This window comes from Enterobacter sp. H2G27, assembly GCF_054403075.1.
Map to the genome: position 1 here is coordinate 2,431,717 of NZ_JBSVSI010000001.1, position 24,376 is coordinate 2,456,092.

24 protein-coding genes and 1 pseudogene are annotated in these 24,376 nt (G+C 55.4%); 12 read left to right on the forward strand and 13 right to left on the reverse strand.

The features are described 5' to 3' along the window. Positions 1-15 precede the first annotated feature (15 nt). Together minD and minE are read left to right on the forward strand one after the other, a co-directional pair. Positions 16-828 carry a septum site-determining protein MinD gene (gene minD, locus ACW9E7_RS11525; protein ID WP_023312187.1) on the forward strand — a complete coding sequence of 271 codons (813 nt, stop codon included), beginning with the start codon at positions 16-18 and terminating at the stop codon, positions 826-828. A gap of 3 nt (positions 829-831) precedes the next feature. Beyond that, positions 832-1,101 carry a cell division topological specificity factor MinE gene (minE, locus tag ACW9E7_RS11530; RefSeq protein WP_008500504.1) on the forward strand — a complete coding sequence of 90 codons (270 nt, stop codon included), beginning with the start codon at positions 832-834 and terminating at the stop codon, positions 1,099-1,101. Between the two features lie 74 nt (positions 1,102-1,175). Here minE and rnd read toward each other — a convergent pair whose 3' ends face one another. The 5 genes from rnd to ACW9E7_RS11555 form a co-directional block, all read right to left on the reverse strand. Then, a complete protein-coding gene (rnd, locus tag ACW9E7_RS11535; protein ID WP_127732801.1) occupies positions 1,176-2,303 on the reverse strand; it encodes a ribonuclease D in 1,128 nt (375 codons plus the stop codon). Between the two features lie 71 nt (positions 2,304-2,374). Further along, positions 2,375-4,060: a long-chain-fatty-acid--CoA ligase FadD gene (gene fadD / locus ACW9E7_RS11540; RefSeq protein WP_072253790.1), complete on the reverse strand. Its 1,686-nt coding sequence runs from the start codon at positions 4,058-4,060 to the stop codon at positions 2,375-2,377. Between the two features lie 203 nt (positions 4,061-4,263). Further along, positions 4,264-4,845 carry a Slp family lipoprotein gene (locus ACW9E7_RS11545; RefSeq protein WP_111964786.1) on the reverse strand — a complete coding sequence of 194 codons (582 nt, stop codon included), beginning with the start codon at positions 4,843-4,845 and terminating at the stop codon, positions 4,264-4,266. Positions 4,846-4,882: 37 nt separating this feature from the next. Next, on the reverse strand, positions 4,883-5,578 hold the full coding sequence (tsaB, locus tag ACW9E7_RS11550) for a tRNA (adenosine(37)-N6)-threonylcarbamoyltransferase complex dimerization subunit type 1 TsaB (RefSeq protein ID WP_149366594.1): 696 nt from the start codon (positions 5,576-5,578) through the stop codon (positions 4,883-4,885). A gap of 66 nt (positions 5,579-5,644) precedes the next feature. Then, a complete protein-coding gene (locus tag ACW9E7_RS11555; protein ID WP_023293935.1) occupies positions 5,645-7,555 on the reverse strand; it encodes an ATP-dependent DNA helicase in 1,911 nt (636 codons plus the stop codon). 133 nt (positions 7,556-7,688) lie between these two features. Here ACW9E7_RS11555 and ACW9E7_RS11560 point away from each other — a divergent pair, with 133 nt between their 5' ends. Further along, positions 7,689-8,033: a RidA family protein gene (locus ACW9E7_RS11560; protein WP_008500498.1), complete on the forward strand. Its 345-nt coding sequence runs from the start codon at positions 7,689-7,691 to the stop codon at positions 8,031-8,033. A gap of 6 nt (positions 8,034-8,039) precedes the next feature. Here ACW9E7_RS11560 and ACW9E7_RS11565 read toward each other — a convergent pair whose 3' ends face one another. After that, positions 8,040-8,222 carry a YoaH family protein gene (locus tag ACW9E7_RS11565; RefSeq protein WP_008500497.1) on the reverse strand — a complete coding sequence of 61 codons (183 nt, stop codon included), beginning with the start codon at positions 8,220-8,222 and terminating at the stop codon, positions 8,040-8,042. A 61-nt stretch (positions 8,223-8,283) separates the two neighbouring features. On the opposite strand from ACW9E7_RS11565, the gene pabB reads away from it, so the two are divergent. The 4 genes from pabB (at position 8,284) to ACW9E7_RS11585 (ending at position 13,472) form a co-directional block, all read left to right on the forward strand. Further along, a complete protein-coding gene (gene pabB, locus ACW9E7_RS11570) occupies positions 8,284-9,609 on the forward strand; it encodes an aminodeoxychorismate synthase component 1 (RefSeq protein ID WP_458728392.1) in 1,326 nt (441 codons plus the stop codon). 6 nt (positions 9,610-9,615) lie between these two features. Beyond that, the gene (locus ACW9E7_RS11575) at positions 9,616-10,194 is read left to right on the forward strand and encodes a CoA pyrophosphatase (protein ID WP_458727803.1); all 579 of its coding nucleotides are present in this window, start codon (positions 9,616-9,618) and stop codon (positions 10,192-10,194) included. 184 nt (positions 10,195-10,378) lie between these two features. Then, positions 10,379-11,743 (forward strand): L-serine ammonia-lyase, encoded by a 1,365-nt coding sequence (gene sdaA, locus ACW9E7_RS11580; RefSeq protein WP_023312197.1) that lies wholly within the window; start codon positions 10,379-10,381, stop codon positions 11,741-11,743. A 130-nt stretch (positions 11,744-11,873) separates the two neighbouring features. Continuing rightward, positions 11,874-13,472 (forward strand): EAL domain-containing protein, encoded by a 1,599-nt coding sequence (locus ACW9E7_RS11585; RefSeq protein ID WP_458727804.1) that lies wholly within the window; start codon positions 11,874-11,876, stop codon positions 13,470-13,472. A 6-nt stretch (positions 13,473-13,478) separates the two neighbouring features. Here ACW9E7_RS11585 and yoaE read toward each other — a convergent pair whose 3' ends face one another. Together yoaE and ACW9E7_RS11595 are read right to left on the reverse strand one after the other, a co-directional pair. Further along, positions 13,479-15,038: a CNNM family cation transport protein YoaE gene (yoaE, locus tag ACW9E7_RS11590; RefSeq protein WP_111964792.1), complete on the reverse strand. Its 1,560-nt coding sequence runs from the start codon at positions 15,036-15,038 to the stop codon at positions 13,479-13,481. Next, positions 15,026-15,235, reverse strand: a complete 210-nt coding sequence (locus tag ACW9E7_RS11595; protein ID WP_072015543.1) for a protein YoaL — start codon at positions 15,233-15,235, stop codon at positions 15,026-15,028. The genes yoaE and ACW9E7_RS11595 overlap by 13 nt, the downstream gene beginning before the upstream one ends. 266 nt (positions 15,236-15,501) lie before the next feature. Between ACW9E7_RS11595 and manX the strand changes: the two genes are divergently transcribed. The 5 genes from manX (at position 15,502) to mntP (ending at position 19,657) form a co-directional block, all read left to right on the forward strand. Further along, entirely contained in the window at positions 15,502-16,467 is a 966-nt protein-coding gene (manX, locus tag ACW9E7_RS11600; RefSeq protein ID WP_271369288.1) for a PTS mannose transporter subunit IIAB, read from the forward strand. A 46-nt stretch (positions 16,468-16,513) separates the two neighbouring features. Continuing rightward, complete coding sequence (manY, locus tag ACW9E7_RS11605) at positions 16,514-17,314, forward strand: PTS mannose transporter subunit IIC (protein WP_008500490.1); 801 nt, start codon at positions 16,514-16,516, stop codon at positions 17,312-17,314. A 12-nt stretch (positions 17,315-17,326) separates the two neighbouring features. After that, the gene (locus ACW9E7_RS11610; protein WP_028018668.1) at positions 17,327-18,178 is read left to right on the forward strand and encodes a PTS mannose transporter subunit IID; all 852 of its coding nucleotides are present in this window, start codon (positions 17,327-17,329) and stop codon (positions 18,176-18,178) included. Positions 18,179-18,233: 55 nt separating this feature from the next. Continuing rightward, positions 18,234-18,692 carry a DUF986 family protein gene (locus tag ACW9E7_RS11615; protein WP_111964794.1) on the forward strand — a complete coding sequence of 153 codons (459 nt, stop codon included), beginning with the start codon at positions 18,234-18,236 and terminating at the stop codon, positions 18,690-18,692. Between the two features lie 398 nt (positions 18,693-19,090). Further along, positions 19,091-19,657 carry a manganese efflux pump MntP gene (gene mntP / locus ACW9E7_RS11620; RefSeq protein ID WP_127731419.1) on the forward strand — a complete coding sequence of 189 codons (567 nt, stop codon included), beginning with the start codon at positions 19,091-19,093 and terminating at the stop codon, positions 19,655-19,657. On the opposite strand, the gene rlmA is transcribed toward mntP, so the two are convergent. The 5 genes and pseudogenes from rlmA to ACW9E7_RS11645 form a co-directional block, all read right to left on the reverse strand. After that, on the reverse strand, positions 19,654-20,469 hold the full coding sequence (gene rlmA / locus ACW9E7_RS11625; protein ID WP_133294675.1) for a 23S rRNA (guanine(745)-N(1))-methyltransferase: 816 nt from the start codon (positions 20,467-20,469) through the stop codon (positions 19,654-19,656). The two genes, mntP and rlmA, sit on opposite strands and share 4 nt — an antisense overlap. 65 nt (positions 20,470-20,534) lie before the next feature. Then, positions 20,535-22,241, reverse strand: coding sequence for a peptidoglycan glycosyltransferase FtsI (gene ftsI, locus ACW9E7_RS11630; RefSeq protein WP_458727805.1), 1,707 nt, complete (start codon positions 22,239-22,241; stop codon positions 20,535-20,537). A gap of 231 nt (positions 22,242-22,472) precedes the next feature. Next, the gene (gene cspE, locus ACW9E7_RS11635; protein WP_001062678.1) at positions 22,473-22,682 is read right to left on the reverse strand and encodes a transcription antiterminator/RNA stability regulator CspE; all 210 of its coding nucleotides are present in this window, start codon (positions 22,680-22,682) and stop codon (positions 22,473-22,475) included. 13 nt (positions 22,683-22,695) lie between these two features. Continuing rightward, positions 22,696-22,840: pseudogene (locus ACW9E7_RS11640) on the reverse strand (DUF2627 domain-containing protein). Positions 22,841-23,365: 525 nt separating this feature from the next. Next, entirely contained in the window at positions 23,366-24,355 is a 990-nt protein-coding gene (locus tag ACW9E7_RS11645; RefSeq protein ID WP_127731425.1) for an MBL fold metallo-hydrolase, read from the reverse strand. Positions 24,356-24,376: the final 21 nt, after the last annotated feature.

Genomic DNA, 24,376 nt, shown 5'->3' on the forward strand with positions numbered 1-24,376 from the left:
TAACAAGGAATTTCTATGGCACGCATTATTGTTGTTACTTCGGGTAAAGGAGGCGTTGGCAAGACCACCTCCAGCGCGGCCATCGCTACTGGTTTGGCCCAGAAGGGAAAGAAAACCATCGTTATCGACTTCGATATCGGTCTGCGTAACCTCGACCTCATCATGGGATGTGAGCGTCGCGTCGTGTATGACTTTGTGAACGTCATTCAGGGCGATGCCACGCTGAACCAGGCGATGATTAAAGACAAGCGCACCGAGAACCTCTACATTCTCCCGGCATCTCAGACGCGTGACAAAGACGCCCTGACCCGTGAAGGGGTGGAAAAGGTGCTCGACGATCTGAAAAAAATGGATTTCGACTTCATTGTCTGCGACTCCCCTGCCGGCATCGAAACCGGTGCCCTGATGGCGCTCTACTTCGCTGATGAAGCGATCATCACCACCAACCCTGAAGTTTCATCCGTGCGTGACTCAGACCGCATTCTGGGGATCCTCGCCTCTAAATCCCGTCGTGCGGAAAATGGCGAAGACCCGATTAAAGAACACCTGCTGCTCACCCGCTACAATCCGGGCCGCGTGAACAAAGGTGACATGCTGAGCATGGAAGACGTGCTTGAGATCCTGCGCATTAAGCTGGTCGGCGTTATCCCGGAAGATCAGTCCGTGTTACGCGCCTCTAACCAGGGCGAGCCAGTGATCCTTGATACAATGGCAGATGCAGGTAAAGCTTACGCCGATACCGTTGACCGTCTGCTGGGAGAAGAACGTCCTTTCCGCTTCATTGAAGAAGAGAAGAAAGGTTTCCTCAAACGCCTGTTCGGAGGATAAGTTATGGCATTACTGGACTTTTTTCTCTCGCGGAAAAAGAACACCGCCAACATCGCAAAAGAACGTCTGCAAATTATCGTTGCGGAGCGTCGTCGTAGCGACGCCGAGCCTCACTACCTGCCGCAGCTGCGCAAGGACATCCTGGAAGTGATCTGTAAGTACGTGCAGATTGACCCGGAGATGGTGACGGTGCAGCTGGAACAAAAAGACGGGGATATTTCGATTCTGGAGCTGAACGTGACGCTCCCGGAAGCGGAAGAGTCGCGTCCGTAGGTTTGTGATTTCATAGCCCCGGTAAGCGCAGCGCCACCGGGGGAATATGCCGGGTTTATCACCCGGCATATTTTTTATCGCGGATAGCCTTCCAGCAGCGTATTCAGGCGATCGGCCATCAATTCCCCGCGCCATCCCGCCATCATTTCCGGCACGCCATTCTGCGGCTTCAGCTTCCAGTGCCAGTTCAGCAGCTGGTTAATCTGACGACGTGAGGCGAGCAGTTCCGCGCTCAGTTTGCTTTCGGTTGCAACTGCCTGCACCAGCGCTTTGATGTCCTTGAAAGCCTTGCGATAGCCCGGCATGTCCATCAGGTTCAGCAGCGGTTCCGGCAGCGCATCTTCCGGCAGCTCCTGCGCTTTTGCGACCAGCGCCAGCAGGGTTTTACCGTGGAAACGGATCTCGCTGCCCGAAAGCCCAATGCTGTCAAGCTCGCCGAGGCTGCCCGGCATATAGCGCGCCACCGCCCAGAGATGCTCTTCACGGACGACGAAGTTAACGGCCAGGTCGCGCTCGCGTGCTTTACGCAAGCGCCAGTCTGCCAGCAGCTGCAGGCATGCCAGCTGACGCGTGCGCAGCTGCCAGGCGTTGCTGATGTCGCGCCATGCCTCTTTCGGATCCACCACTTCCTGACGGCGCTGCTGGGTCATTCGGCACTCGTCCAGCGCAGCAGCGAGCCATCCGGAGGCTTCCGCCTCTTTCATCAGCTGTCCGGCGATCGGCAGCAGGTAAAACACGTCTGCCGCCGCATATTCCAGCTGGCGTGCGGTTAGCGGACGCGCCAGCCAGTCGGTGCGGGATTCACTCTTATCCAGCGTCAGGCCCGTATATTCCTCCACCATGGCGGCAAAACCCCACGACAGTGGACGACCGCTGAACGCCGCGAGGATCTGCGTATCAATCAGCGGCTGAGGCATGATGCCAAAGGTGTTCAGAAAGACTTCCAGATCTTCACTGCCCGCGTGCAGGTATTTCGTCACGGCGGTATCGAGCAGCAGGTCACGCATCGGCGTCCAGTCGGTAATGCCGAGAGGGTCGATCAGCGACACGTGTTTACCGTCGTACATCTGAATCAAACCCAGCTGCGGATAATAGGTTCGGGTACGGACAAACTCGGTATCCAGGGCAATGGCAGGAAAGTCGCGCGTCACTTCGCACAGCGAAGCCAGCTCGTCGTTGGTCGTGATCATCTGGTAATTCAAATCGGATTCTCTTTTGTTTGCGCCCATAAAAAACGCCGGCTTAACCGGCGTCTGGACGATTAACGTGAAGCTCAGGCCTTATTGTCTACTTTGGCACGGGCTTCGTCACGTAATTCTCGTCGTAATATCTTCCCGACGTTGGATTTCGGCAGCTCGTCGCGGAATTCCACCAGCTTCGGCACTTTATAGCCCGTCAGCTGACGACGACAAAACGTTATCAGCGCTTCCTCGGTGAGAGAAGGATCTTTCTTGACCACAAATATCTTCACCGCTTCACCGCTGCTGCCGGAAGGCACCCCTACTGCTGCCACTTCGAGTACGCCGCTGTGCTGCATAACCACGTCTTCGATCTCATTCGGATAGACGTTGAAGCCGGAGACCAGAATCATATCTTTCTTGCGATCGACAATACGCAGGAAGCCTTCCTCATCCATCACCGCGATGTCGCCGGTATGCAGCCAGCCGTCTTTGATGATTTCGTCGGTCGCGTCGGGACGCTGCCAGTAGCCCAGCATCACCTGCGGACCTTTAACGCACAGCTCACCCGGCTCACCCGGCGCAACTTCATTATCGTTATCATCGACCAGTTTCGCTTCAGTGGAAGGAACGGGCAGACCAATGCTTCCGCTGTGATAGTCGATATCATGCGGGTTAACGCTGACCAGCGGCGCGCATTCCGTCAGGCCATAGCCCTCCAGCAGATACTGACCGGTGAGCTTCACCCAGCGCTCGGCAACCGCCTGCTGGACCGGCATGCCGCCGCCCGCAGAGAGGTGCAGCGTGGAAAAATCCAGCTGCTGGAACTCTTTGTTATTAAGCAGCGCGTTGAACAGAGTATTTACCCCGGTCATGGCGGTGAACGGGTATTTCGCCAGCTCTTTCACCAGCCCTGGAATATCGCGCGGGTTGGTGATCAGCACGTTTTGACCGCCGAGCTCAATAAACAGCAGGCAGTTCATGGTCAGTGCGAAAATGTGGTACAGCGGCAGCGCCGTAATGACCAGCTCTTTGCCGGGATGCAGCAGCGGCCCGTAGGTTGCGTTGACCTGCTCAAGGTTCGCCAGCATGTTGCGGTGGGTCAACATAGCGCCTTTCGCCACGCCGGTGGTGCCACCGGTATACTGCAGGAAGGCGAGATCTTCTGAGACCACTTCCGGCTTGACGTACTGCATCCGATAGCCCGCATGCAGCGCGCGGCGGAAGGAGATAGCGTCCGGCAGATGGTATTTTGGCACCAGACGCTTGACGTATTTGACGACAAAGTTAACCAGCGTGCCTTTGGCGGTAGAGAGCTGGTCCCCCATGCGCGTCAGGATGACGTGTTTCACCTGGGTTTTGTCGACCACTTTTTCCAGCGTATGGGCAAAGTTGGACACAATGACAATCGCGACCGCGCCGCTGTCGTTAAGCTGATGCTCCAGCTCGCGCGGGGTGTACAGCGGGTTGACGTTGACGACAATCATCCCGGCACGCAGGATACCGAACAGCGCCACCGGGTATTGCAGCAGGTTTGGCATCATCAGCGCGACGCGGTCCCCTTTTTGCAGCCCCAGCCCTTCCTGAAGATACGCCGCAAACGCCCGGCTACGCTCCTCAAGCTTACGGAACGTCATCACCTCGCCCATATTCACGAATGCGGGCTGGTCCGCGTAGCGCCTTACCGAGTGTTCAAATAATTCCACCAGGGATTGATAACGGTCAGGATTGATCTCAGCAGGAACATCTGCGGGATAACGGTTAAGCCAAACCTTCTTCAATGCATCACCTCTGAAATGAGTGTTCGTCGTCATCACAACCCCGATAATAAACAGTTTGTTAACATTATATTAACTCAGCGTACCAGTTTATTAATTGTTCAGATTTAAGGTTGCGAAGCGCGTCACTCTTTTTTTTCGTTTTATCCGTAAAAAAACAGAGACAGCGGCTGAGCCGCTGTCTCTTTTCTAACAATAACAGTAAGTTACTCAGTAACGATCGTCTGTACCTGTGCAGGTCCCGGGTTATACCAACCCCAGCCCGGGTAGCCGTAACGATAAGGATGCGGACCCCACATCCACGGATCGATCGGCTGAGGCGGCATGATCACCTGCTGTGCTAACCGCCAGCGCTTATACCCGTTGACCTGCATGGTCATAAATTTATACGGCGTGCTGCCGATTTTGCCCTGTACGGCGCCGGTAATCGGCCCGACGACGGTGACCAGCTGTCCGCGAAAATCGACAGGATCGAGGAAACCACTCACGTCCGCGTAGATACGCCCGCGAGAGGCCTCACCCAGTACAGGCCGCGCGCCGCTGTCCAGCGGAACGGTTGCGATCTCGAGGCGGGTTTTCCCCTGCTGATTTTGTACGTCTATCACCTTACCGCCAAAGCGCGCTTCCTGGCCGACGTACAGCTCAGGGGCATTCATCACCCGAACCAGATCCTGCTGTGGCGTCGGGCTGGTGCCCTTAATCGCATCAGGAACGGAAACGCATCCGCTCAGTGCTATGGCAACTGCGCCTGCCATAATAAGGCGTACTACTTTAGTCTGGACCGCCATGATGCGACTCCTTTTTCTCAGTTCCTGTTACTGAGATTCACTCGCGGCCCGGAAGTTTCTTCCACGCAACGGTGTTTCGCAAATAAACCGGCTCCGCGTGTTCAACGGCCACGGTTTTGCCTGCTGCGAGCAGCTGGCAGGCAATCGGAAGCATATCTTCCGCAGCAGGCAGCAGCATGTTGCCGTCCACCAGCGTCAACCCGGTGTCGTTCGCCATGTCTGGCCACGCCGGCCAGCCGGTGCCGACGGTTGCCCACTCGCCTGACAGCTGTTGCAGTCGTTCAGTGACCGCTTCCGGCTTAAGCACGGCTTCCGTCTCTTCACCGTGCCACACGCCCTGCTCGTCGCGAGTGTATTCGGCCCAGTAAACTTCGCCCATGCGGGCATCAATCGCGGCCAGCACGCGCGTTGCCCCGGTCATGCGCCATGCGCCCTGTGCCATGGTGGCGAGGGTAGAAACGCCGATCATCGGCAGCTCGGCGCCCAGCGCCAGCCCCTGCGCAATGCCAATCCCGATACGTACGCCCGTAAAGCTGCCGGGGCCGCGGCCAAAGGCCAGCGCGTCGAGGTCGGTTAAGGAGGTGTTGCCCTGGGTTAAAATGGCTTTTACCAGGGGCAGAATGCGTTGGGTGTGTTCCCGGGGGCACTCTTCGAAATGGGCAGAAACAGCACCGTCGTTCAACAGAGCGACAGAGCAAGCCTCTGTCGCGGTATCAATAGCCAGAATTCGCATCAGTCGTCGCGCTCTCGCAAGGGTCAGTCACAAAATGGCGCGCATCTTAGCATACTCCGGGGTAAATTACTCCGCCGTTGGATTTGCCAGGAAACGCACCGCGCGTTTTATGTCCCGCGTCCGCGGCGCGGGCGGCAGGCTTGCAAGGAAGGTTGCCCCGTAAGGACGCATCACCAGCCGGTTATCGCAGATGACCAACACGCCCCGATCGGTGACGTCACGGATTAGGCGCCCTACCCCTTGCTTAAGGGTAATGACCGCATCCGGCAGCTGAACCTCGTCAAACGGATCGCCGCCGCGCAGGCGGCAGTCTTCCATCCTCGCCTTGAGCAGCGGATCGTCCGGGGAGGTAAACGGAAGCTTATCAATGATCACCAGCGAGAGCGTATCGCCGCGCACGTCCACCCCTTCCCAGAAGCTGCTGGTGGCTACCAGCAGGGCATTTCCGGCGCTGACAAACTGCTGGAGCAACTGGCCTTTGCTGGTTTCGCCCTGCAGCAGTACCGGCAGCGTCATGGTGGCGCGGAACTGCTCGGCGAGGTCGCGCATCATAGCGTGAGAGGTGCAGAGCATAAAACAGCGGCCGTTGTTGGCCTCGATCATCGGTTTTAACATCGCGGCCAGATGGCGCGCCGCACCCGGCTGGTTCGGCAGCGGCAGATTACGGGGAACACAGAGCAGCGCCTGCTTTTCGTAATCGAACGGGCTGGGCAGGAGCAAGGATTCCGCCTGCTCAATGCCGAGACGCTCGGTGAAGTGATGCAGATCGTCATTCACCGACAGGGTTGCCGAGGTGAAGATCCAGCTTCCCGGCTTTTGCGCCATCACCTCTTTAAATTTATCCGCCACCGTCAGCGGCGTGAGCGCCAGCGTGAAATGCCGCGAAGTGCATTCATACCAGTAGCTGTACCCCGGCTGATTGATCTCTTTAAGCCGTTTGAGCCGCCCGCGATACAGCGTGGCGCGCTCAAAGGCCGCGTCCAGCAGGGCGGAACGTCCAAGCGACAGTTTCGCCACGTCGTAGCAGAGTTCAAGGGCATCATCGAGCAGCAGCAGCGCGCGCTGGATGTTTTTGTCCGCCAGCAGCTCGCGCAGGTTGCCGCGATAGCCCGGCTCGCCGAGCTGTAAACGGAAATCCTGCGCGCTCTGCGCCAGACGGTCGGCGCACTTCTGCAGCTGCTGGGTATCTTTGAGTTCGGTCCGGTAGGCAATGGTGAAATCTTTCGCCAGATCCTGCAGCTGGCGGCTGGAAAGCGACTGACCAAAGTACTGGCTGGCGATGTCCGGCAGCTGGTGGGCCTCGTCGAAGATCATCACGTCCGCCTCCGGAATCAGCTCGCCGAAACCGCTATCCTTGACGACCATATCCGCGAGGAACAGATGGTGGTTCACTACCACCACATCCGCATCCATCGCCGTTTTGCGCGCTTTCACCACGAAGCAGTCTTTATACAGCGGACAGTCGCTGCCGAGACAGTTGTCGTTAGTGCTGGTCACCAGCGGCCAGGCCGGGGAATCTTCCGGCACGCTCGCGCAGGTGCTGATATCGCCCTCTTCCGTCTGGTTCGCCCAGGCGCGAAGGATAATGACGTCGCTGAGGGTTTGCACCGGCAGGTCGCCGCCCGCCAGCGCCTGCTGCTCAAGGCGTTCCAGGCAGAGATAGTTGGATCGCCCCTTCAGCAGGGCCAGACGGCCTTTATATTTCAGCGCCTTTGCCACCGTGGGCAAATCGCGGCTGTAGAGCTGGTCCTGCAGCGCTTTCGAACCGGTCGAGATAATCACCTTTTTTTTCGCCCGCAGCGCTGGCGCAAGGTAAGCATAGGTTTTACCCGTGCCGGTTCCGGCTTCGACCACCAGCGGCTGAGCCTTATCGATGGCGCGTGCAACGGCGTGCGCCATCTGGCGCTGAGGTTCACGGGGTTTGAAGCCGGGAATAGCCTGCGCTAATTGACCTTCAGGGGAAAAATCGTCTGCCACGGTGCTCTCTCACTGTATTTTTGCACAGGGATTATGTCAGCCCATCCTCTCCTGTGCCACCCCAAATAGTGACGACACGAGAACAATATGGCAGTCTTGCCGCCTGACGACGAAAAATAACGAGGAAACGTTTATGACAATTGTGCGCATTGATGCCGAAGCCCGCTGGTCTGATGTGGTTATCCATAACCAGACGCTCTACTACACCGGCGTACCGGCTAACCTGGATGCGGATGCGTTCGAGCAAACGGCTAACACTCTGGCGCAGATTGATGCCGTGCTGGAAAAACAGGGCAGCGACAAATCCCGCATTCTGGATGCGACGATTTTCCTGGCAAACAAAGATGATTTCGCGGCAATGAATAAAGCCTGGGATGCGTGGGTTGTGGCGGGTCACGCGCCTGTACGCTGCACCGTACAGGCCACGCTGATGAAGCCGGAATACAAGGTAGAGATTAAGATTATCGCGGCGGTTTAAGCCCGATTACTCTTCATCTTCATCCTCGAAACGCGCCACGATCCGCTCGCCGGTATGCGTGGCGCGCAGTTCTTCCGCCACCTGGGAAATCGCCTGTCCGCTGCTCATCCCCTGGGACATCAGTTCCTGAATTCGCTCAACCGCTTTCTGCTGCTGTTCATGGCTCAGAGAAGGTAAACCTGCAAACATCGTCAACTCCTGCTAAATTATTCGCGCTAATTATTTCACGCTGCCCGGTAGTATGCCACACATGAACATGCGCTTCCCCACTGTTATTACCCTGCCCTGGCGGACAGACGCCGCTGAATACTGGTTTGCCCGCCTGAGCCATCTTCCGTTTGCGATGCTGCTGCACTCCGGCCATGCGGACCACCCCTACAGCCGCTTCGACATTCTGGTGGCCGATCCGCTAAAGACGCTGACAACCGATGACCTGTCCTTAACTGGCGATCCGCTGGCGCAGCTTCAGCAAGCCATTAACGCGCTGGGCCTATCCGCTACGCCAAACCCGGACCTTCCCTTTCAGGGGGGCGCGCTGGGCCTGTTTGGCTACGATCTGGGTCGCCGTTTCGAAGCGCTGCCCGAGCATGCGCAGGCTGATATTCCCCTGCCCGACATGGCCGTGGGGCTGTACGACTGGGCGTTAATTGTCGATCACCTGAAAAAAACGGTTTCCCTGCTGAGCCATCGTGACGTGCAGGCGCGTCTGGCGTGGCTTGAATCGCAGCAGCCTGCACCGGCACAGACGTTCATATTGACCTCCGGCTGGCGCTCAAATATGAGTGCAGCGGAGTATGCCGAAAAATTCGCTCGCGTTCAGGCGTACCTGCATAGCGGCGACTGCTATCAGGTTAACCTCGCCCAGCGTTTCCAGGCGACGTATCAGGGGGACGAGTGGCAGGCGTTTTCCCGTCTTAACGCCAGCAATAAGGCGCCGTTTAGCGCGTTTGTGCGTCTGGAACAGGGTGCAATACTCAGTCTTTCACCCGAGCGATTTATTCATCTGGCCGAGGGCACGATTCAAACCCGTCCTATTAAAGGCACCTTGCCGCGTCTTGCCGATCCCGACGCCGATCGCCAGCAGGCGGAAAAACTTGCCGCCTCGCCGAAAGACCGCGCCGAGAACCTGATGATTGTGGATCTGATGCGTAACGACATCGGCCGCGTCGCCGAACCGGGCAGCGTGCGCGTGCCGGAACTGTTTGTCGTCGAGCCTTTCCCGGCAGTCCATCATCTGGTCAGCACCATAACCGCGTGTCTGCCCGCCTCTCGCGCCGCCTGCGATCTGCTCCGCGCCGCGTTTCCGGGTGGCTCCATCACCGGCGCGCCCAAAATTCGCGCCATGGAAATCATCGACGAACTGGAACCGCACCGCCGCAACGCCTGGTGCGGCAGCATCGGCTATATCAGCCTGTGCGGCACCATGGATACCAGCATCACCATTCGCACGCTGACCGCCTGCAGCGGAAATCTCTACTGTTCGGCCGGGGGCGGTATTGTTGCCGACAGCCAGGTCGACGCGGAATATCAGGAAACCTTTGATAAAGTTAACCGTATCCTGAAACAACTGGAGTAATCACGGGTGGAAAAAGAGAACCTGACGCTGGATGATTTTTTATCTCGATTTCAGCTACTAAGACCGCAGGTCAACCGCGAGGCGCTGAATCAGCGTCAGGCGGCCGTGCTGATCCCGGTCGTGCGTCGCGCGCAGCCGGGCCTGCTGCTCACCCAGCGTTCTCCCCATTTACGCAAGCACGCGGGTCAGGTCGCCTTTCCGGGTGGTGCGGTTGACAGCTCCGACGCCTCGCTGATTGCCGCCGCGCTGCGGGAAGCGCAGGAAGAGGTGGCCATTCCGCCGGAGGCGGTGGAAGTTATCGGCGTGCTGCCGCCCGTCGACAGCGTCACCGGTTTTCAGGTCACGCCGGTGGTAGGTATTATCCCGCCGGACCTGCAGTATCACGCCAGCGTCGATGAAGTCTCTGCAGTGTTTGAAATGCCGCTTGAAGAGGCGCTCCGGCTAAGCCGTTATCATCCGCTGGATATTCATCGACGAGGGCATGACCATCGGGTCTGGTTGTCCTGGTATCAGCATTATTTTGTCTGGGGCATGACGGCGGGCATTATTCGTGAACTGGCGTTGCAAATCGGCCTGAAGCCTTGACTATACTTTACATTCCATCCTTTTTCGCAGGTTTGCGATCCGCGTCGCGCTATTAGCAAAACCCATCGTCAACCATTAGTTTAATTCATGTGAATAGTTAAGCCGAGGTCGGTGTTCCCTCTTACACTATGCGCAGTTATAACATCGTTACTGGAACCCCGGTAACCCTGTCAGGAGTGTGAAAGTGATTAGTATATTCGACATGTTCAAAGTGGGAATTGGCCCTTCGTCTTCCCATACTGTTGGCCCGATGAAGGCCGGTAAACAGTTCGTCGATGATCTGGTCGAAAAAGGATTACTGGAAAGCGTTACCCGTGTCGCCGTGGATGTTTACGGCTCGCTGTCATTAACGGGTAAAGGCCACCACACCGATATCGCCATTATTATGGGTCTGGCAGGCAATATGCCGGATACCGTTGATATTGATGCCATCCCGGCATTCATCCGCGACGTGGAAACACGCGGCCGCCTGCTGCTGGCAAACGGCCAGCAGGAAGTCGATTTCCCGCAGGATGACGGCATGCGTTTCCGTAGCGACAACCTGCCGCTGCATGAAAACGGCATGACCATTCACGCTTACAGCGGTGAAAAAGAGATTTACAGCAAAACGTACTACTCCATCGGCGGTGGCTTCATCGTGGATGAAGAGCATTTTGGCAAAGATAGCGTCGGCGACGTCAGCGTACCGTACCCGTTCAAATCGGCTACCGAGATGCTGGGCTACTGCAAAGAGACCGGTCTTTCACTGTCCGGCATGGTGATGCAGAACGAACTGGCCCTGCACAGCAAGAAAGAGATTGAAGACTATTTTGCCAACGTCTGGCAAACCATGCGCGCCTGTATCGATCGCGGGATGAACACCGAAGGCGTTCTGCCGGGTCCACTGCGCGTGCCGCGTCGTGCCTCCGCCCTGCGCCGTATGCTGGTGACCACGGACAAGTTTTCCAACGACCCGATGAACGTGGTCGACTGGGTAAACATGTTTGCCCTGGCGGTTAACGAAGAAAACGCCGCCGGTGGACGCGTCGTGACGGCGCCAACCAACGGTGCGTGCGGTATCGTTCCGGCAGTGCTGGCCTACTACGATCACTTTATTGAGCCCGTGACGCCGGATATCTACATCCGCTATTTCCTGGCGGCAGGTGCCATCGGTGCGCTGTACAAAATGAATGCATCCATCTCCGGTGCTGAAGTAGGATGTCAGGGTGAAGTTGGCGTTGCCTGCTCCATGGCGGCGGCGGGCCTGGCAGAGCTGCTGGGCGCAAGCCCTGAGCAGGTCTGCGTGGCGGCTGAAATCGGTATGGAGCATAACCTCGGTCTGACCTGCGATCCGGTCGCGGGCCAGGTGCAGGTGCCGTGCATCGAGCGTAACGCGATTGCCTCGGTGAAAGCCATCAACGCCTCACGTATGGCGATGCGCCGTACCAGCGAACCTCGCGTATCGCTGGATAAGGTGATTGAAACCATGTACGAAACCGGTAAAGACATGAACGCGAAATACCGCGAGACGTCCCGTGGTGGCCTGGCCATTAAGGTGCAGTGCGACTAATACTGCTTTTCGCCCATCTGCAACGGATGGGCGAATTTCCCTCTTCTTTCTCGTCTCCTTCTGCTTTCCCCACTACACTTTCACTGTTGCGTCCGGCTTTTGTGGCTGGTGGCTTATCAGGCGACCGTTCATGCAAACTGCACAAACGATCATTAAAAACTATCGCCGAAAACGCGTTATCGTCTGTGTCACGGTTGCGCTCCTCACGCTCATCCTGACGTTAGGCATTCGCTTTATTTCGCAGCGCAATGTTAACCAACAGCGGATCCTCGATTTTACCAGCCACACCGTTCGCGCCCTTGATAACGTCCTGCTTTCTTTAGAGAACCGCCGCAGCGTGCTGCAGCCCCTGGTGGGGCAGCCCTGCCCGCAGGCGCACCTCGCGCTGCGAAAGCAAGCAGCCATTTTGCAGACGGTACGCTCCATCGCCCTGATTAAAGACGGTATTCTGTACTGCTCGAGTATTTTCGGCAGCCGCAATGTGCCCGTTCGCGACTTCCTGAAAGAATTACCCGCCAGCACAGCGAAGCTGATTTTATCGAGCGACCAGTGGCTGCTTAAGGGTAGCCCGATATTGATCCAGTGGTATCCTGTTTCTCAGGACGGTGAAGCAGGCGTCATCGAGATCATTAATATCGATCTGATCGCCAAAATGATTCTGGAGCCCCAGCGCCCGCTCATCAATGACGTGGCGCTGACCGTAGGCGATCGCTTTCTGCGCTATGGACAACGCGTCAGCGACAGCCTGACGTTTGATAAGGAAGGCTCGCTTTTCCAGCAATCATCAACCCGAAATCCTTTCACCATTACGGTCAGCGGGCCAGGCCCTGGAGAGTTAGCCTTAAAAAGCCTGCCAGCCCAGCTGCCTCTCGGGCTTATGCTGAGCCTGCTGCTGGGCTATCTCGCCTGGCTGGCAACGGCAAACCGGATGAGCTTCACGTGGGAGATCGATATGGGGATTGCGGGCCGGGAATTTGAGCTTTTCTGCCAGCCGCTGGTGAATGCCCGTACCCAGGCGTGCACTGGCGTGGAGATCCTGCTGCGCTGGAATAATCCGCGTCAGGGATGGATCTCTCCGGAAGTGTTTATTCCTCTGGCAGAAGAACATAACCTGATTGTCCCCCTGACCCGCTATGTGATCGCCGAAACGGTGCGCCAGATAGGCTACTTTCCCGCCAGCGCCGGTTTTCACATCGGCATTAACGTCGCCGCCAGCCATTTCCGTAACGCGGTGTTGATACAGGACCTGAACCGTCTATGGTTCAGCGCCAGTCCGCGCCAGCAGCTGGTGATAGAACTCACGGAACGGGATGCGCTGCTGGATGCGGATTATCGCATCGTGCGCGAACTGCATCGCAAAGGGGTGAAGCTCGCCATCGACGATTTTGGTACAGGAAACAGTTCCCTATCCTGGCTTGAAAAGCTGCACCCGGACGTGTTGAAAATCGACCAGTCCTTCACCACCGCCATTGGTACAGACGCCGTGAATTCAACGGTGACGGATATGATTATTGCGCTGGGCCAGCGGCTGAATATTGAACTGGTTGCTGAAGGGGTCGAGACAGAGGAGCAGGCGCGCTATTTGCGCCGCCATGGCGTGCCTGTTCTGCAGGGCTTTTTCTATGCGCGGCCTATGCCGCTACGGGATTTTCCTAAGTGGCTGGCGGGAAGCGCGTCCCCGCCAGCGCATCATAACGGGCACATCGTGCCCTTAATGCCGCTGCGCTAAGCCGGCTTACTCATCTTCGTCGTGGGCAGATTGTTCTTTAACAATACGCACCATATCAACGCGATAGTCGTTGGCTTCAACGATCGTAATGTGCAGCGGCGAAAGCTCGATCACATCTCCGACGCGCGGGATTTGCCCGTTAACCGCGATAACCAGACCGGCAACGGTCGCGATGTCTTCTTCATCGTTGATGACGTTTTCCAGCCCCAGCGTATGCGAGAGCGCGTGCAGGTCGGTGGTACCTTTAACCAGCCAGCCTTCACCGTCGGCAACGATCTCTGGCGTTTCGTCTTCATCCGGGAATTCACCGGCAATCGCTTCCAGCACGTCCAGCGGCGTGACCAGCCCCTGCACCACGCCAAACTCGTTGGTGACGATAACAAAGCTACCGCGAGCGCGGCGCAGCACCCCGAGAAGGTTGATCGGATCCAGCGTTTCCGGTACGACAATCGCAGGCGATGCGGCAGCAACGGCTTCCACGTTGACGCCCTCTTCCAGGGCCACCAGCATCTCTTTCGCCCGCACGACGCCGATGATCTCATCCAGCTCACCGCGACAAACCGGGAACAGGCTGTGCGGTGAAGAGAGCAGCTGCTGGCGAATTTCATCCACGCTCAGGTTAGCATCGACCCAGCTGATTTCACCGCGCGGCGTCATGATGCCGCGCAGCGAACGGGAGGCCAGAGAGAGCACGCCGTTAATCATGTAGCGTTCCTGTTCCACAAACGCCCCTTCAGGCACCGGAACCGGGTTGTGGTTTTCGGAATCAGACTGAACGTTCACCTGACGGCGACCGCCCATCAGGCGCAGAATGGCATCTGCGGTACGGGCGCGCAGCGGCTGATTCGACTGCTGCTTAATAAAGTTACGACGCGCAATCTGGTTGAACAGCTCGATCAGGATCGAGAAGCCAATCGCGGCGTACAGGTAGCCTTTTGGAATATGGAAGCCAAAACCTTCCGCCACCAGGCTCAGGCCGATCATCAGCAGGAAGCTCAGACACAGCACGACCACCGTCGGATGCTGGTTCACGAAGCGCGTCAGAGGCTTTGAGGCCAGCAGCATGACCGCCATTGCAATAACGACAGCCGCCATCATTACCGGCAGATGGTTCACCATGCCGACCGCCGTGATCACCGCATCCAGCGAGAAGACGGCATCAAGCACCACAATCTGCAGCACCACCACCCAGAAGCTGGCATAGCCTTTACCGTGCCCATCATCGTGCTGACGGTTTTCCAGCCGCTCGTGTAGCTCCGTCGTCGCTTTGAAAAGCAGGAATATCCCCCCGATCAGCATGATTAAATCACGCCCTGAGAAGGTGTAATCCATGACGGAGAACAGCGGTTTGGTCAACGTGACCATCCAGGAGATGACGGAGAGCAGCCCCAGTCGCATGACCAGCGCCAGCGAGAGACCAATCAGACGCGCTTTATCACGCTGTTTTGGCGGCAGTTTGTCCGCAAGGATGGCGATAAACACCAGGTTATCAATGCCGAGAACAATCTCGAGCACTACCAGCGTGAGCAATCCCACCCAGATTGACGGGTCCATTAAGAATTCCATGACAAGCTCCTGCTAAAGGAATGACGAAACGGTGCCCCACTCAACGTGGGCAAAACAGAGGTAGACAGAGTCGATACGTGGCGAGGATCGCCGGTGAATAAGGCGCGAAATGGCCTGGCAGATGACTGACGTCGGTGACGGTCCATATAGTGGGCTGTAGCCCTATACTCCTGAACAATTAAACGGAGGCTAAACATATCAGAGACAATGTGTTTTTAGCAAAGATTTACGTTCCTTTGCAAAGTTCTGTAACACAGCGGCTTTACTCTACGGATAAATCTCTAACGCGAGGCTAAATTACGGATCTTCATCACATAAATTATTTTTTCACTATCTAAAATAATTCGCGGAAGTCTTAGTTTTTTTGAACTCTAACCCTTATCTGAATCGATTCGGTTCGCCAATACGATTCTCAGTACGGCTGCCTGGCAGACGTATTAATGATAATAAAAGGAGGTAGCAAGTGACCATTGCTATTGTCATAGGCACACATGGTTGGGCTGCTGAGCAGCTACTCAAAACGGCAGAGATGCTGTTGGGCGAGCAGGAAAACGTCGGCTGGATCGATTTCGTTCCCGGTGAAAACGCCGAGACGCTGATAGAGAAGTACAACGCTCAACTCGCGAAGCTGGATACCAGCAAAGGCGTGCTGTTTCTCGTTGATACATGGGGCGGCAGCCCGTTCAATGCCGCCAGCCGCATTGTCGTCGATAAAGAGCACTATGAAGTTGTCGCCGGGGTCAATATTCCCATGCTGGTGGAAACCCTCATGGCGCGAGACGACAATCCGTCCTTCGATGAGCTGGTTGCGCTGGCCGTTGAAACCGGTCGCGAAGGGGTAAAAGCCCTGAAAGCACAGCCGGTTGAAAAACCTGCCCCTGCGCCTGCTGCGACACCAAAAGCAGCTGCACCGGCAAAACCAATGGGCCCGAACGATTACATGGTGATCGGCCTTGCGCGTATTGATGACCGCTTAATCCACGGTCAGGTTGCCACGCGCTGGACCAAAGAGACCAATGTTCGACGCATCATCGTGGTCAGCGACGAAGTGGCCGCTGATACCGTACGTAAAACCCTTCTGACTCAGGTTGCTCCTCCTGGCGTTACCGCGCACGTCGTGGATGTCGCCAAGATGATTCGCGTTTACAACAACCCGAAATACGCGGGCGAACGCGTGATGCTCCTGTTCACTAACCCGACAGACGTTGAGCGCATTGTTGAAGGCGGCGTGAAAATCACCTCCGTGAACATTGGTGGTATGGCATTCCGTCAGGGCAAAACGCAGGTCAACAACGCCATTTCAGTCGATGCGAAAGATATCGAGGCATTCAACAAGCTGAATGCGCGCGGTATTGAACTGGAAGCCCGTAAGGTTTCCACGGATCAAAAACTGAAAATGATGGATTTGATCGGCAAAGTTGGGAAATAAGCCCCCGCCGGTTCTCATATAAAGTTTATGTAATAGGAGAAGTGCAATGGAGATTACCACTCTTCAGATTGTGCTGGTGTTCGTCGTCGCATGTATTGCGGGTATGGAATCCGTACTTGATGAATTTCAGTTCCACCGCCCTCTGGTAGCCTGTACGCTGATTGGGGCCGTTCTGGGTGACATGAAAACCGGTATCATCATCGGTGGTACCCTGGAAATGATCGCCCTGGGCTGGATGAACATCGGCGCGGCAGTTGCGCCCGATGCCGCGCTGGCCTCTATCATTTCTACCGTTCTGGTTATTGCCGGTCACCAGAGTATCGGTGCAGGTATCGCCCTGGCGATCCCGCTGGCAGCCGCAGGCCAGGTGCTGACTATCATCGTTCGTACTATCACCGTTGCCTTCCAGCACGCGGCGGATAAGGCGGCCGAAAACGGCAACCTCACGGCACTGTCGTGGATCCACGTTTCATCCCTGTTCCTGCAGGCGATGCGTATCGCGATCCCGGCGGTTATCGTGGCGATCTCTGTCGGTACCAGCGAAGTGCAGAGCATGCTGAACGCCATTCCTGAAGTGGTCACCGGCGGTCTGAATATCGCGGGCGGTATGATCGTGGTCGTCGGTTATGCGATGGTCATCAACATGATGCGGGCAGGCTACCTGATGCCGTTCTTCTACCTCGGCTTCGTGACCGCTGCCTTCACCAACTTCAACCTGGTTGCACTGGGTGTTATTGGTGCGGTAATGGCGATTCTCTACATCCAGCTCAGCCCGAAATATAACCGCGTCGCGGGTGCCCCAGCGCAGGCTGCTGGTAACAACGATCTCGATAACGAACTGGACTAACAGGTGAGCGAAATGGTTGATATGACAAAAACTACCACCGAGAAAAAACTCACTCCGGGTGATATTCGTGGCGTGTTCATCCGTTCTAACCTGTTTCAGGGTTCATGGAACTTCGAACGTATGCAGGCGCTCGGCTTCTGCTTCTCCATGGTTCCGGCGATCAAACGCCTGTATCCGGAAAACAACGAAGCGCGCCGTCAGGCGATCAAGCGTCACCTGGAATTCTTTAACACTCATCCTTACGTTGCGGCTCCGGTTCTGGGCGTAACGCTGGCGATGGAAGAACAGCGTGCAAACGGCGCAGAGATCGACGATGGTGCCATCAACGGTATTAAAGTCGGCCTGATGGGTCCGCTGGCCGGTGTCGGTGACCCTATCTTCTGGGGTACCGTGCGTCCGGTCTTCGCAGCGCTGGGGGCAGGTATCGCGATGAGCGGCAGCCTGCTTGGCCCACTGCTGTTCTTCATCCTGTTTAACGCCGTGCGTCTGCTGACCCGTTACTACGGTGTGGCCTACGGCTACCGTAAAGGGGTGGACATCGTTAAGGACATGGGCGGCGGCTTCCTGCAGAAACTGACTGAGGGGGCGTCAATCCTGGGCCTGTTTGTCATGGGAGCACTGGTTAACAAGTGGACGCACGTGAACATCCCACTGGTGGTATCGACCATCACCGGTCAGGATGGTCAGACCCGCGTCACCACCGTGCAGACGATTCTGGATCAGCTGATGCCGGGCCTGGTGCCGCTGCTGTTAACCTTCGCCTGCATGTGGCTGCTGCGTAAGAAAGTGAACCCGCTGTGGATTATCGTTGGCTTCTTCATCATCGGTATCGCGGGCTACGCTGTCGGCCTGCTGGGTCTCTAAGTTTCAACGCTATTGGCCGGGGGCTTGCCCCCGGTTTTTTTTATCTGGAGGATGAATGACTGTCACGGACATCGTACTGGTTCTATTTATTGCTGCCCTTCTGGCTTACGCGATCTATGACGAGTTCATCATGCCGCGCCGTCACGGCGAGACGCTGCTCTCCCTTCCCCTTCTGCGACGCGGGCGCGTGGATGCGTTTATCTTCGCGGGTCTCATCGTTATTCTTATTTACAATAACGTCACCAGCCATGGTGCAATATTAACCACATGGTTATTATGTGCGCTGGCATTAATGGCTGTTTATCTGTTCTGGATCCGTACGCCGAAAATCATTTTTAAATCACGCGGATTTTTCTTCGCCAATGTATGGATAGAATATAACCGTATTAAAGAGATGAATTTGTCGGAAGACGGCGTGCTGGTGATGCAATTAGAACAACGCCGCCTGCTTATTCGGGTGAAGAATATTGACGATCTGGAAAAGATATACAATTTACTCCTGAAAACTCAATAGCTTAGATATATAGCAACGGCTATATTCTGCGTTTGTCTTGTGCAAGAAATATAGCCGTTGCTATATCCCATTCGTTAATTTGATCTCTATTTGTTAACGATATCTTCACGCTTAAAGACAAATGAAAATCGTTATCAACAAACGTTTTAAATAATGCCTCCTCATTGTTGTTTTATATTCTCAAAATATGTTAAGGTTGCGCCCGTCGTTGGGGAGTAGCCGATTTCCTGTTTACAGGAAATGTACGTGTCAACATACTCGTTGAAAAACGTGGCGCGTACGGATCGCTTACTGCACATCTTATGTGCATTGGGATCAGGCGAGACCATAGATACATCAACTGCTGTTTACTGGGGGTAGTGATGTGTCATATGGATATCCCCGGTCTGGACGCTGTTATGAATATCTCCGCTACGATCCTCCTCGCTTTTGGCATGTCCATGGACGCATTTGCTGCATCCATCGGAAAAGGCGCCACGCTTCACAAACCTAAATTCTCAGAAGCCCTGCGTACCGGCCTGATTTTTGGTGCGATCGAAACGCTGACCCCGCTTATCGGCTGGGGACTTGGCATGCTCGCCAGCCAGTTCGTGCTGGAGTGGAACCACTGGATTGCCTTCGTCCTGCTGGTGTTCCTCGGAGGCCGAATGGTCATTGAAGGTTTTCGCGGCGGTGATGAAGATGACGAGGAGCCGCAGCAGCGCCACGGATTCTGGCTACTGGTCACCACGGCAATTGCCACCAGCCTTGATGCGATGGCCGTCGGTGTCGGTCTGGCATTCCTGCAGGTCAATATTATCGCCACCGCGCTGGCCATTGGCTGTGCAACCCTGATTATGTCCACGCTGGGCATGATGGTCGGACGGTTTATCGGCCCGTTGTTGGGTAAACGCGCAGAGATCCTGGGCGGGATTGTGCTCATTGGCATTGGTGCCCAGATCCTCTGGGCACACTTCGCCGGTTAATCTTCGCGCTGCCAGACGTGGATGCTGAAATCCGTCTGGCAGTGAAATATTGTGTGTGCAGCTAACGTTCCCCATACTTCCGGTTTTGCCCGCCATGCGAACGGCGTCATCTGCAGCAACGCGGTGGCCTCTTCCCCTGTGAGCGACATATCATACGCCACGGTTTGCTCCTGCTTCAGGCTAAAACCGGCCAGCTGTTCAGAATGAGGGGCATGCAGACGTACTTCGTCGTAGATCAGACCTTTCAGCTCCATCAGATGGCGCGGGCCCGGCGTCACGGTGATAACCCATCCGCCCGGTTTCACCACGCGAGCCAGTTCTTCCGCTTTGCAGGGCGCGTAAATGCGGATAACAGCATCCATGCTGGCATCATCAAACGGCAGTCGGTGGCTGGATGCCACGCAGAACATCACTTCCGCGTAACGCTTTGCCGCCGCACGAATGGCCACTTTCGACACGTCCAGACCGAATGTGTTTAGACCCTTATCACGGGCAACCTCTGCAAATCGTGCGGTGTAGTACCCTTCCCCACAGCCGATATCCAGCACGGCGGTGGCTGAAGCAGGCAGTATGTCATTCACCATATGCGCGACGGCCTCCCGCAGCGGCAGATAGTGCCCGGCATCAAGAAACGCGCGACGCGCCTGCATCATCTCTGCACTGTCGCCTGGATCGCGGGAACGCTTATGCTGCACCGGCAAAAGATTCACATAGCCTTCTTTTGCCATATCAAACTGATGCCCCTGCGGACAGGTATAACTTTTATCTGAGTGCGTCAGGGGCGCGTGGCAAAGAGGACAGCTGAAGGACATGGTGACTCCGGAGCATAATCAAAGGGCGAAGTGTACCGCTATTCGCCCTGGTTATAAACGCCCGGTTAACGCATAACGATTAGGTGATCGGAACCCGCCGGTAGCCCGTCAGGTTTCACATTTTCCAGACGCAGCACGTTACCCATAATTTCACTGAAGACAGGCGCGGAGACGGCCCCGCCGTAGTAGGCGCCATTTTGCGGATCGTTAATGACCACCACCAGGGCAAATCGCGGATCGCTGGCAGGCGCAACGCCGGCAGTATAGGCGACGTATTTATCGACGTACTTCCCGCTATCGTCAATTTTCTTCGCCGTACCGGTTTTCACCGCCACCCGGTAATCACGAACGGCCGCCTTCACGCCCCCGCCGCCGGGCAGCGCGACGCTCTCCATCATGTGCTCCACCTCGTGCGCAATCTCTTCCGGCATGACGCGGTGCCCGATAACGGGTGGATCGATACGCGTAATCGAAAGAGGTCGCTCGAGCCCGAAGCCGCCAATCGTGGCGTAGACGTGAGCCAGCTGGAGCGGCGTTACCATCAACCCGTAGCCGAAGGCAAAGGTCGCCCGGTCGAGCTGGCTCCAGTATTTACGCTGGGGCAGCAGCCCCGCGCTCTCCCCCGTTAAGCCAAGCCCCGTATTCGTACCAAAACCAAAGTTTCGATAGGTATCAATAAGGTGCTGGACAGGCATCGCCAGCGAAAGTCGGGACACGCCGGTGTCGCTCGATTTTTGCAGGATCCCGGTCATCGTCAGTTCAGGATAATAGCCCACATCGCGGATACGATGCCCGTCCAGGGTATACGGATGAGTGTCAATCACGCTGTCGGGCTGAACCAGACCCTGCTGCAGGGCCGTCATCAGCACCAGCGGCTTGACGGTCGAACCGGGCTCGAACGTATCGCTGATCGCGCGGTTGCGAAAATCATTTATCGTCGCACCTTCCCGATTATTGGGATTGAAATCCGGATAGCTCGCCATCGCGAGTATTTCCCCGGTTGGGATATTAATGAGCACCGAAGCACCCGACTCGGCCTTATTCCAGGCCACGGCATTATCAAGCGCATCTTCAGTAATGGTCTGCAGCCGCTCGTCAATACTCAACTGAATGTTATGCGCTGGCGAGGGTGCCACTTCCGTCAGGTTTTCAACCACGCGACCGTAGCGATCTTCCCTTACCTGCCGAACTCCGGCCTTGCCGGTCAGCTGCGCGTTAAAGCTTTTTTCCACGCCTTCAATGCCCTGCCCGTCAATATTGGTGAAGCCAATCAGGTTCGCTGCCACATGGCCTGCAGGATAAAAACGGCGGGATTCATCGCGTAAATTGATGCCGGGCAGATTCAGCTTATCGATCCACTTTGCCTGTGCGGGATCGACCTGGCGGGCAAGATAAATAAAACGCCCCTGCGGGTTGGCGTTAATTCGCGCCGAGAGTGTGCCCAGGGAGAGATGCAGCGCATTTGCCAACGCCTGCCAGCGTTCATCAACGCCAACGCCTCCTTTTGCCAGCACCATTTTAGGATCGGCCCAAACGGCCTGGACGGGCACGCTCACCGCCAGGGGTCGACCTGCGCGATCCATTATCATGCCGCGCGGCGCATCAATCGTCAGCTGGCGGAGGGATCGCATATCTTCCTGCTTTACCAGATTGTCAGGCTTGATGATTTGCAGCCAGGCAACACGGCCCAGCAAAAAAGCCAGACTACAAAAAATCGCTAAGCAGAGCAGTGCAAAACGCGCCGGCGTGAAATTGCCAGCGGTCGTAATCATTTTCTTCTTCACCTGAACCCCAGGACTGTAAAACAACGCCCTGATTTAACGGGAAAAGATGCGTTATGGGTGGCAAAACAGTGCTACTAACCTCGCAGCTTTGCAACAAGTTACTAACAAGACCGCGAATGGTAATATTTTGAAAGATAAGGGACATAAAAAAGCCCCGCGGTATGCGAGGCTTTATGTCTGAGAGTGAAGTGCTAAGCGCTTCAGTCAGCAGCGGTTCGATCAGATAGCAGTTACGTTAACTGCAGCTGGGCCTTTCTGGCCGTCCTGAATTTCGAACTCAACGTTCTGGCCTTCAGCCAGAGTTTTGAAGCCGTTACCCTGGATTGCAGAGAAGTGTACGAACACGTCTTTGCTGCCGTCAGCAGGAGTAATGAAACCAAAACCTTTAGACTCGTTGAACCACTTAACTTGACCTTTAATCTTTGCCATTTTGCAAAATTCCTTAGAGTGTTTTCTTAGCCCGCAGGCATTAACTGAGATAAAACTGAGACATTACTGCATGAGGCACTAATATAAGGTTCGGCAGAGAAGCGGTATTCAACGACAACGTGTTTACTCAGGACTTCTTTACTGAAAATGCCACACATAAACAGAACTGTACCTCGTTTGACCCAAAACGTGTTATCACACACTATGTTTAATATGGCAAGCCATTTTTAAACATGTCTCGATCCGCCGCACAAATTCGAACAGTGCCTGTCAGGTTTTGCACAATTATGCGCATCACGTACAGACAGCCCTGCTGCGTAACAAAGACCCAGCATTGCTTGCACAACCGCTGTAATCTAAGACTTTTTTAACATAGCTCAATCATTACGAACCGTCCAGCAACCGGGAAAAGAAATCTTACGTCTTGATTGAGTTAGAACAATTTGTGAAAACTTATGCTTAAATCATTGTAACGCGACCAAATTGTTTCAGAGAAAAAACACTGTTAAAAAACCACTTCCGTCTGTATTAAAATGCACCAGTTAATAAACAGCGTTATGCACCAAAATAATGAAATTTTTATGACTCTGCATCAAAAGAAGGCAAGCAAAACGTTTCGATAAAAATAAAACATTCCTGCGAGCGTTTACATCAAGAATATATGCAACAATTTAACGCTTCGTTTATAAGGATAAATATTCACCAATTTTCAGTATCCTGAAAGAATGATTAACTGGTGCTAAATTATCGAGCGCGTTAGTTAACTCCTGCACAGGTTCATCTAGCGCTTCATCTGCCAGTTCAAATACGCCCCAGTGGATGGGAAACGTCAGTGGACAGCCCAGCTGCTGCCACAATGCCACCGCAGATTGCGGATCCATATGATGGACAGCCATGAACCATCGTGGGGCATAGGCACCAATCGGTAACGCGGCAACATCTATCTGGCCCAGGCGTTCAGGAATCAACAGCAGCTCAGGTGAATAGCCTGTATCACCGCTGAACCAGAAACGGTGATGCCGTCCTTCCATCACCCAGCCGCACCACAAGGAACGATTGCGGTTCCATGGCGTGCGCATGCTCCAGTGCTGTGCCGGTACGGCGGTCAGCGTCATCCCCTGCCAGGTGAAACTCTGCCACCAGTCAAGCTCAACTACGCGTTTTGCTCCCCGACGACGAAACCAGTCGGCCAGACCCAGGGGAACAAAAACACTAACGTCGGGAAAGCGCTTGAGAATTCGGCGAATGGTCGCGTCATCAAGATGATCGTAATGATTATGGGAGATGACGACCGCATCAAGCTGATGAAGTTGCTCGACAGACAGTACGGGAGGCGTTTTGCGCTGTGGTCCCAGGAAAGGGAGCGGAGAAGCGCGCCGTGAAAATACCGGATCGGTAAGGATAATATTACCGTCCAGCTGCAGCAACACGCTCGCGTGTCCGAGCCACCATACCCCATCTCCATGAGGTTGCGTGAGCTCTACAGGTTGCCACCAATGTTGGATAAAATCTTCATAACCCAGCGCAGGTGGTTTCGGTAAACCGGCCTCTTTACGCGCTTTACGCCAACGGTCAATGTCGCCGGGTTGATGTCCGACAGGGAGGGTATTACGAAAACCGTTCGGGGTATGATGTTTCAGGGAGGGGTCATACCAGGGGTTTTTCCAGACCACAGCCACCTCCCAGGACAAAAA

Excerpts from the sequence above, each read along its gene's own strand:
- ACW9E7_RS11565 (WP_008500497.1), bottom strand. The coding sequence starts at position 8,222 with ATGTTTGCAGGTTTACCTTCTCTGAGCCATGAACAGCAGCAGAAAGCG.
- tsaB (WP_149366594.1), bottom strand. The coding sequence starts at position 5,578 with ATGCGAATTCTGGCTATTGATACCGCGACAGAGGCTTGCTCTGTCGCT.
- ACW9E7_RS11560 (WP_008500498.1), top strand. The coding sequence starts at position 7,689 with ATGACAATTGTGCGCATTGATGCCGAAGCCCGCTGGTCTGATGTGGTT.
- minE (WP_008500504.1), top strand. The coding sequence starts at position 832 with ATGGCATTACTGGACTTTTTTCTCTCGCGGAAAAAGAACACCGCCAAC.
- cspE (WP_001062678.1), bottom strand. The coding sequence starts at position 22,682 with ATGGCAAAGATTAAAGGTCAAGTTAAGTGGTTCAACGAGTCTAAAGGT.
- ftsI (WP_458727805.1), bottom strand. The coding sequence starts at position 22,241 with ATGATTACGACCGCTGGCAATTTCACGCCGGCGCGTTTTGCACTGCTC.
- ACW9E7_RS11615 (WP_111964794.1), top strand. The coding sequence starts at position 18,234 with ATGACTGTCACGGACATCGTACTGGTTCTATTTATTGCTGCCCTTCTG.
- yoaE (WP_111964792.1), bottom strand. The coding sequence starts at position 15,038 with ATGGAATTCTTAATGGACCCGTCAATCTGGGTGGGATTGCTCACGCTG.
- ACW9E7_RS11585 (WP_458727804.1), top strand. The coding sequence starts at position 11,874 with ATGCAAACTGCACAAACGATCATTAAAAACTATCGCCGAAAACGCGTT.
- minD (WP_023312187.1), top strand. The coding sequence starts at position 16 with ATGGCACGCATTATTGTTGTTACTTCGGGTAAAGGAGGCGTTGGCAAG.
- rlmA (WP_133294675.1), bottom strand. The coding sequence starts at position 20,469 with ATGTCCTTCAGCTGTCCTCTTTGCCACGCGCCCCTGACGCACTCAGAT.
- ACW9E7_RS11545 (WP_111964786.1), bottom strand. The coding sequence starts at position 4,845 with ATGGCGGTCCAGACTAAAGTAGTACGCCTTATTATGGCAGGCGCAGTT.
- mntP (WP_127731419.1), top strand. The coding sequence starts at position 19,091 with ATGAATATCTCCGCTACGATCCTCCTCGCTTTTGGCATGTCCATGGAC.
- pabB (WP_458728392.1), top strand. The coding sequence starts at position 8,284 with ATGAACATGCGCTTCCCCACTGTTATTACCCTGCCCTGGCGGACAGAC.
- ACW9E7_RS11595 (WP_072015543.1), bottom strand. The coding sequence starts at position 15,235 with ATGTTTAGCCTCCGTTTAATTGTTCAGGAGTATAGGGCTACAGCCCAC.
- manY (WP_008500490.1), top strand. The coding sequence starts at position 16,514 with ATGGAGATTACCACTCTTCAGATTGTGCTGGTGTTCGTCGTCGCATGT.
- ACW9E7_RS11610 (WP_028018668.1), top strand. The coding sequence starts at position 17,327 with ATGGTTGATATGACAAAAACTACCACCGAGAAAAAACTCACTCCGGGT.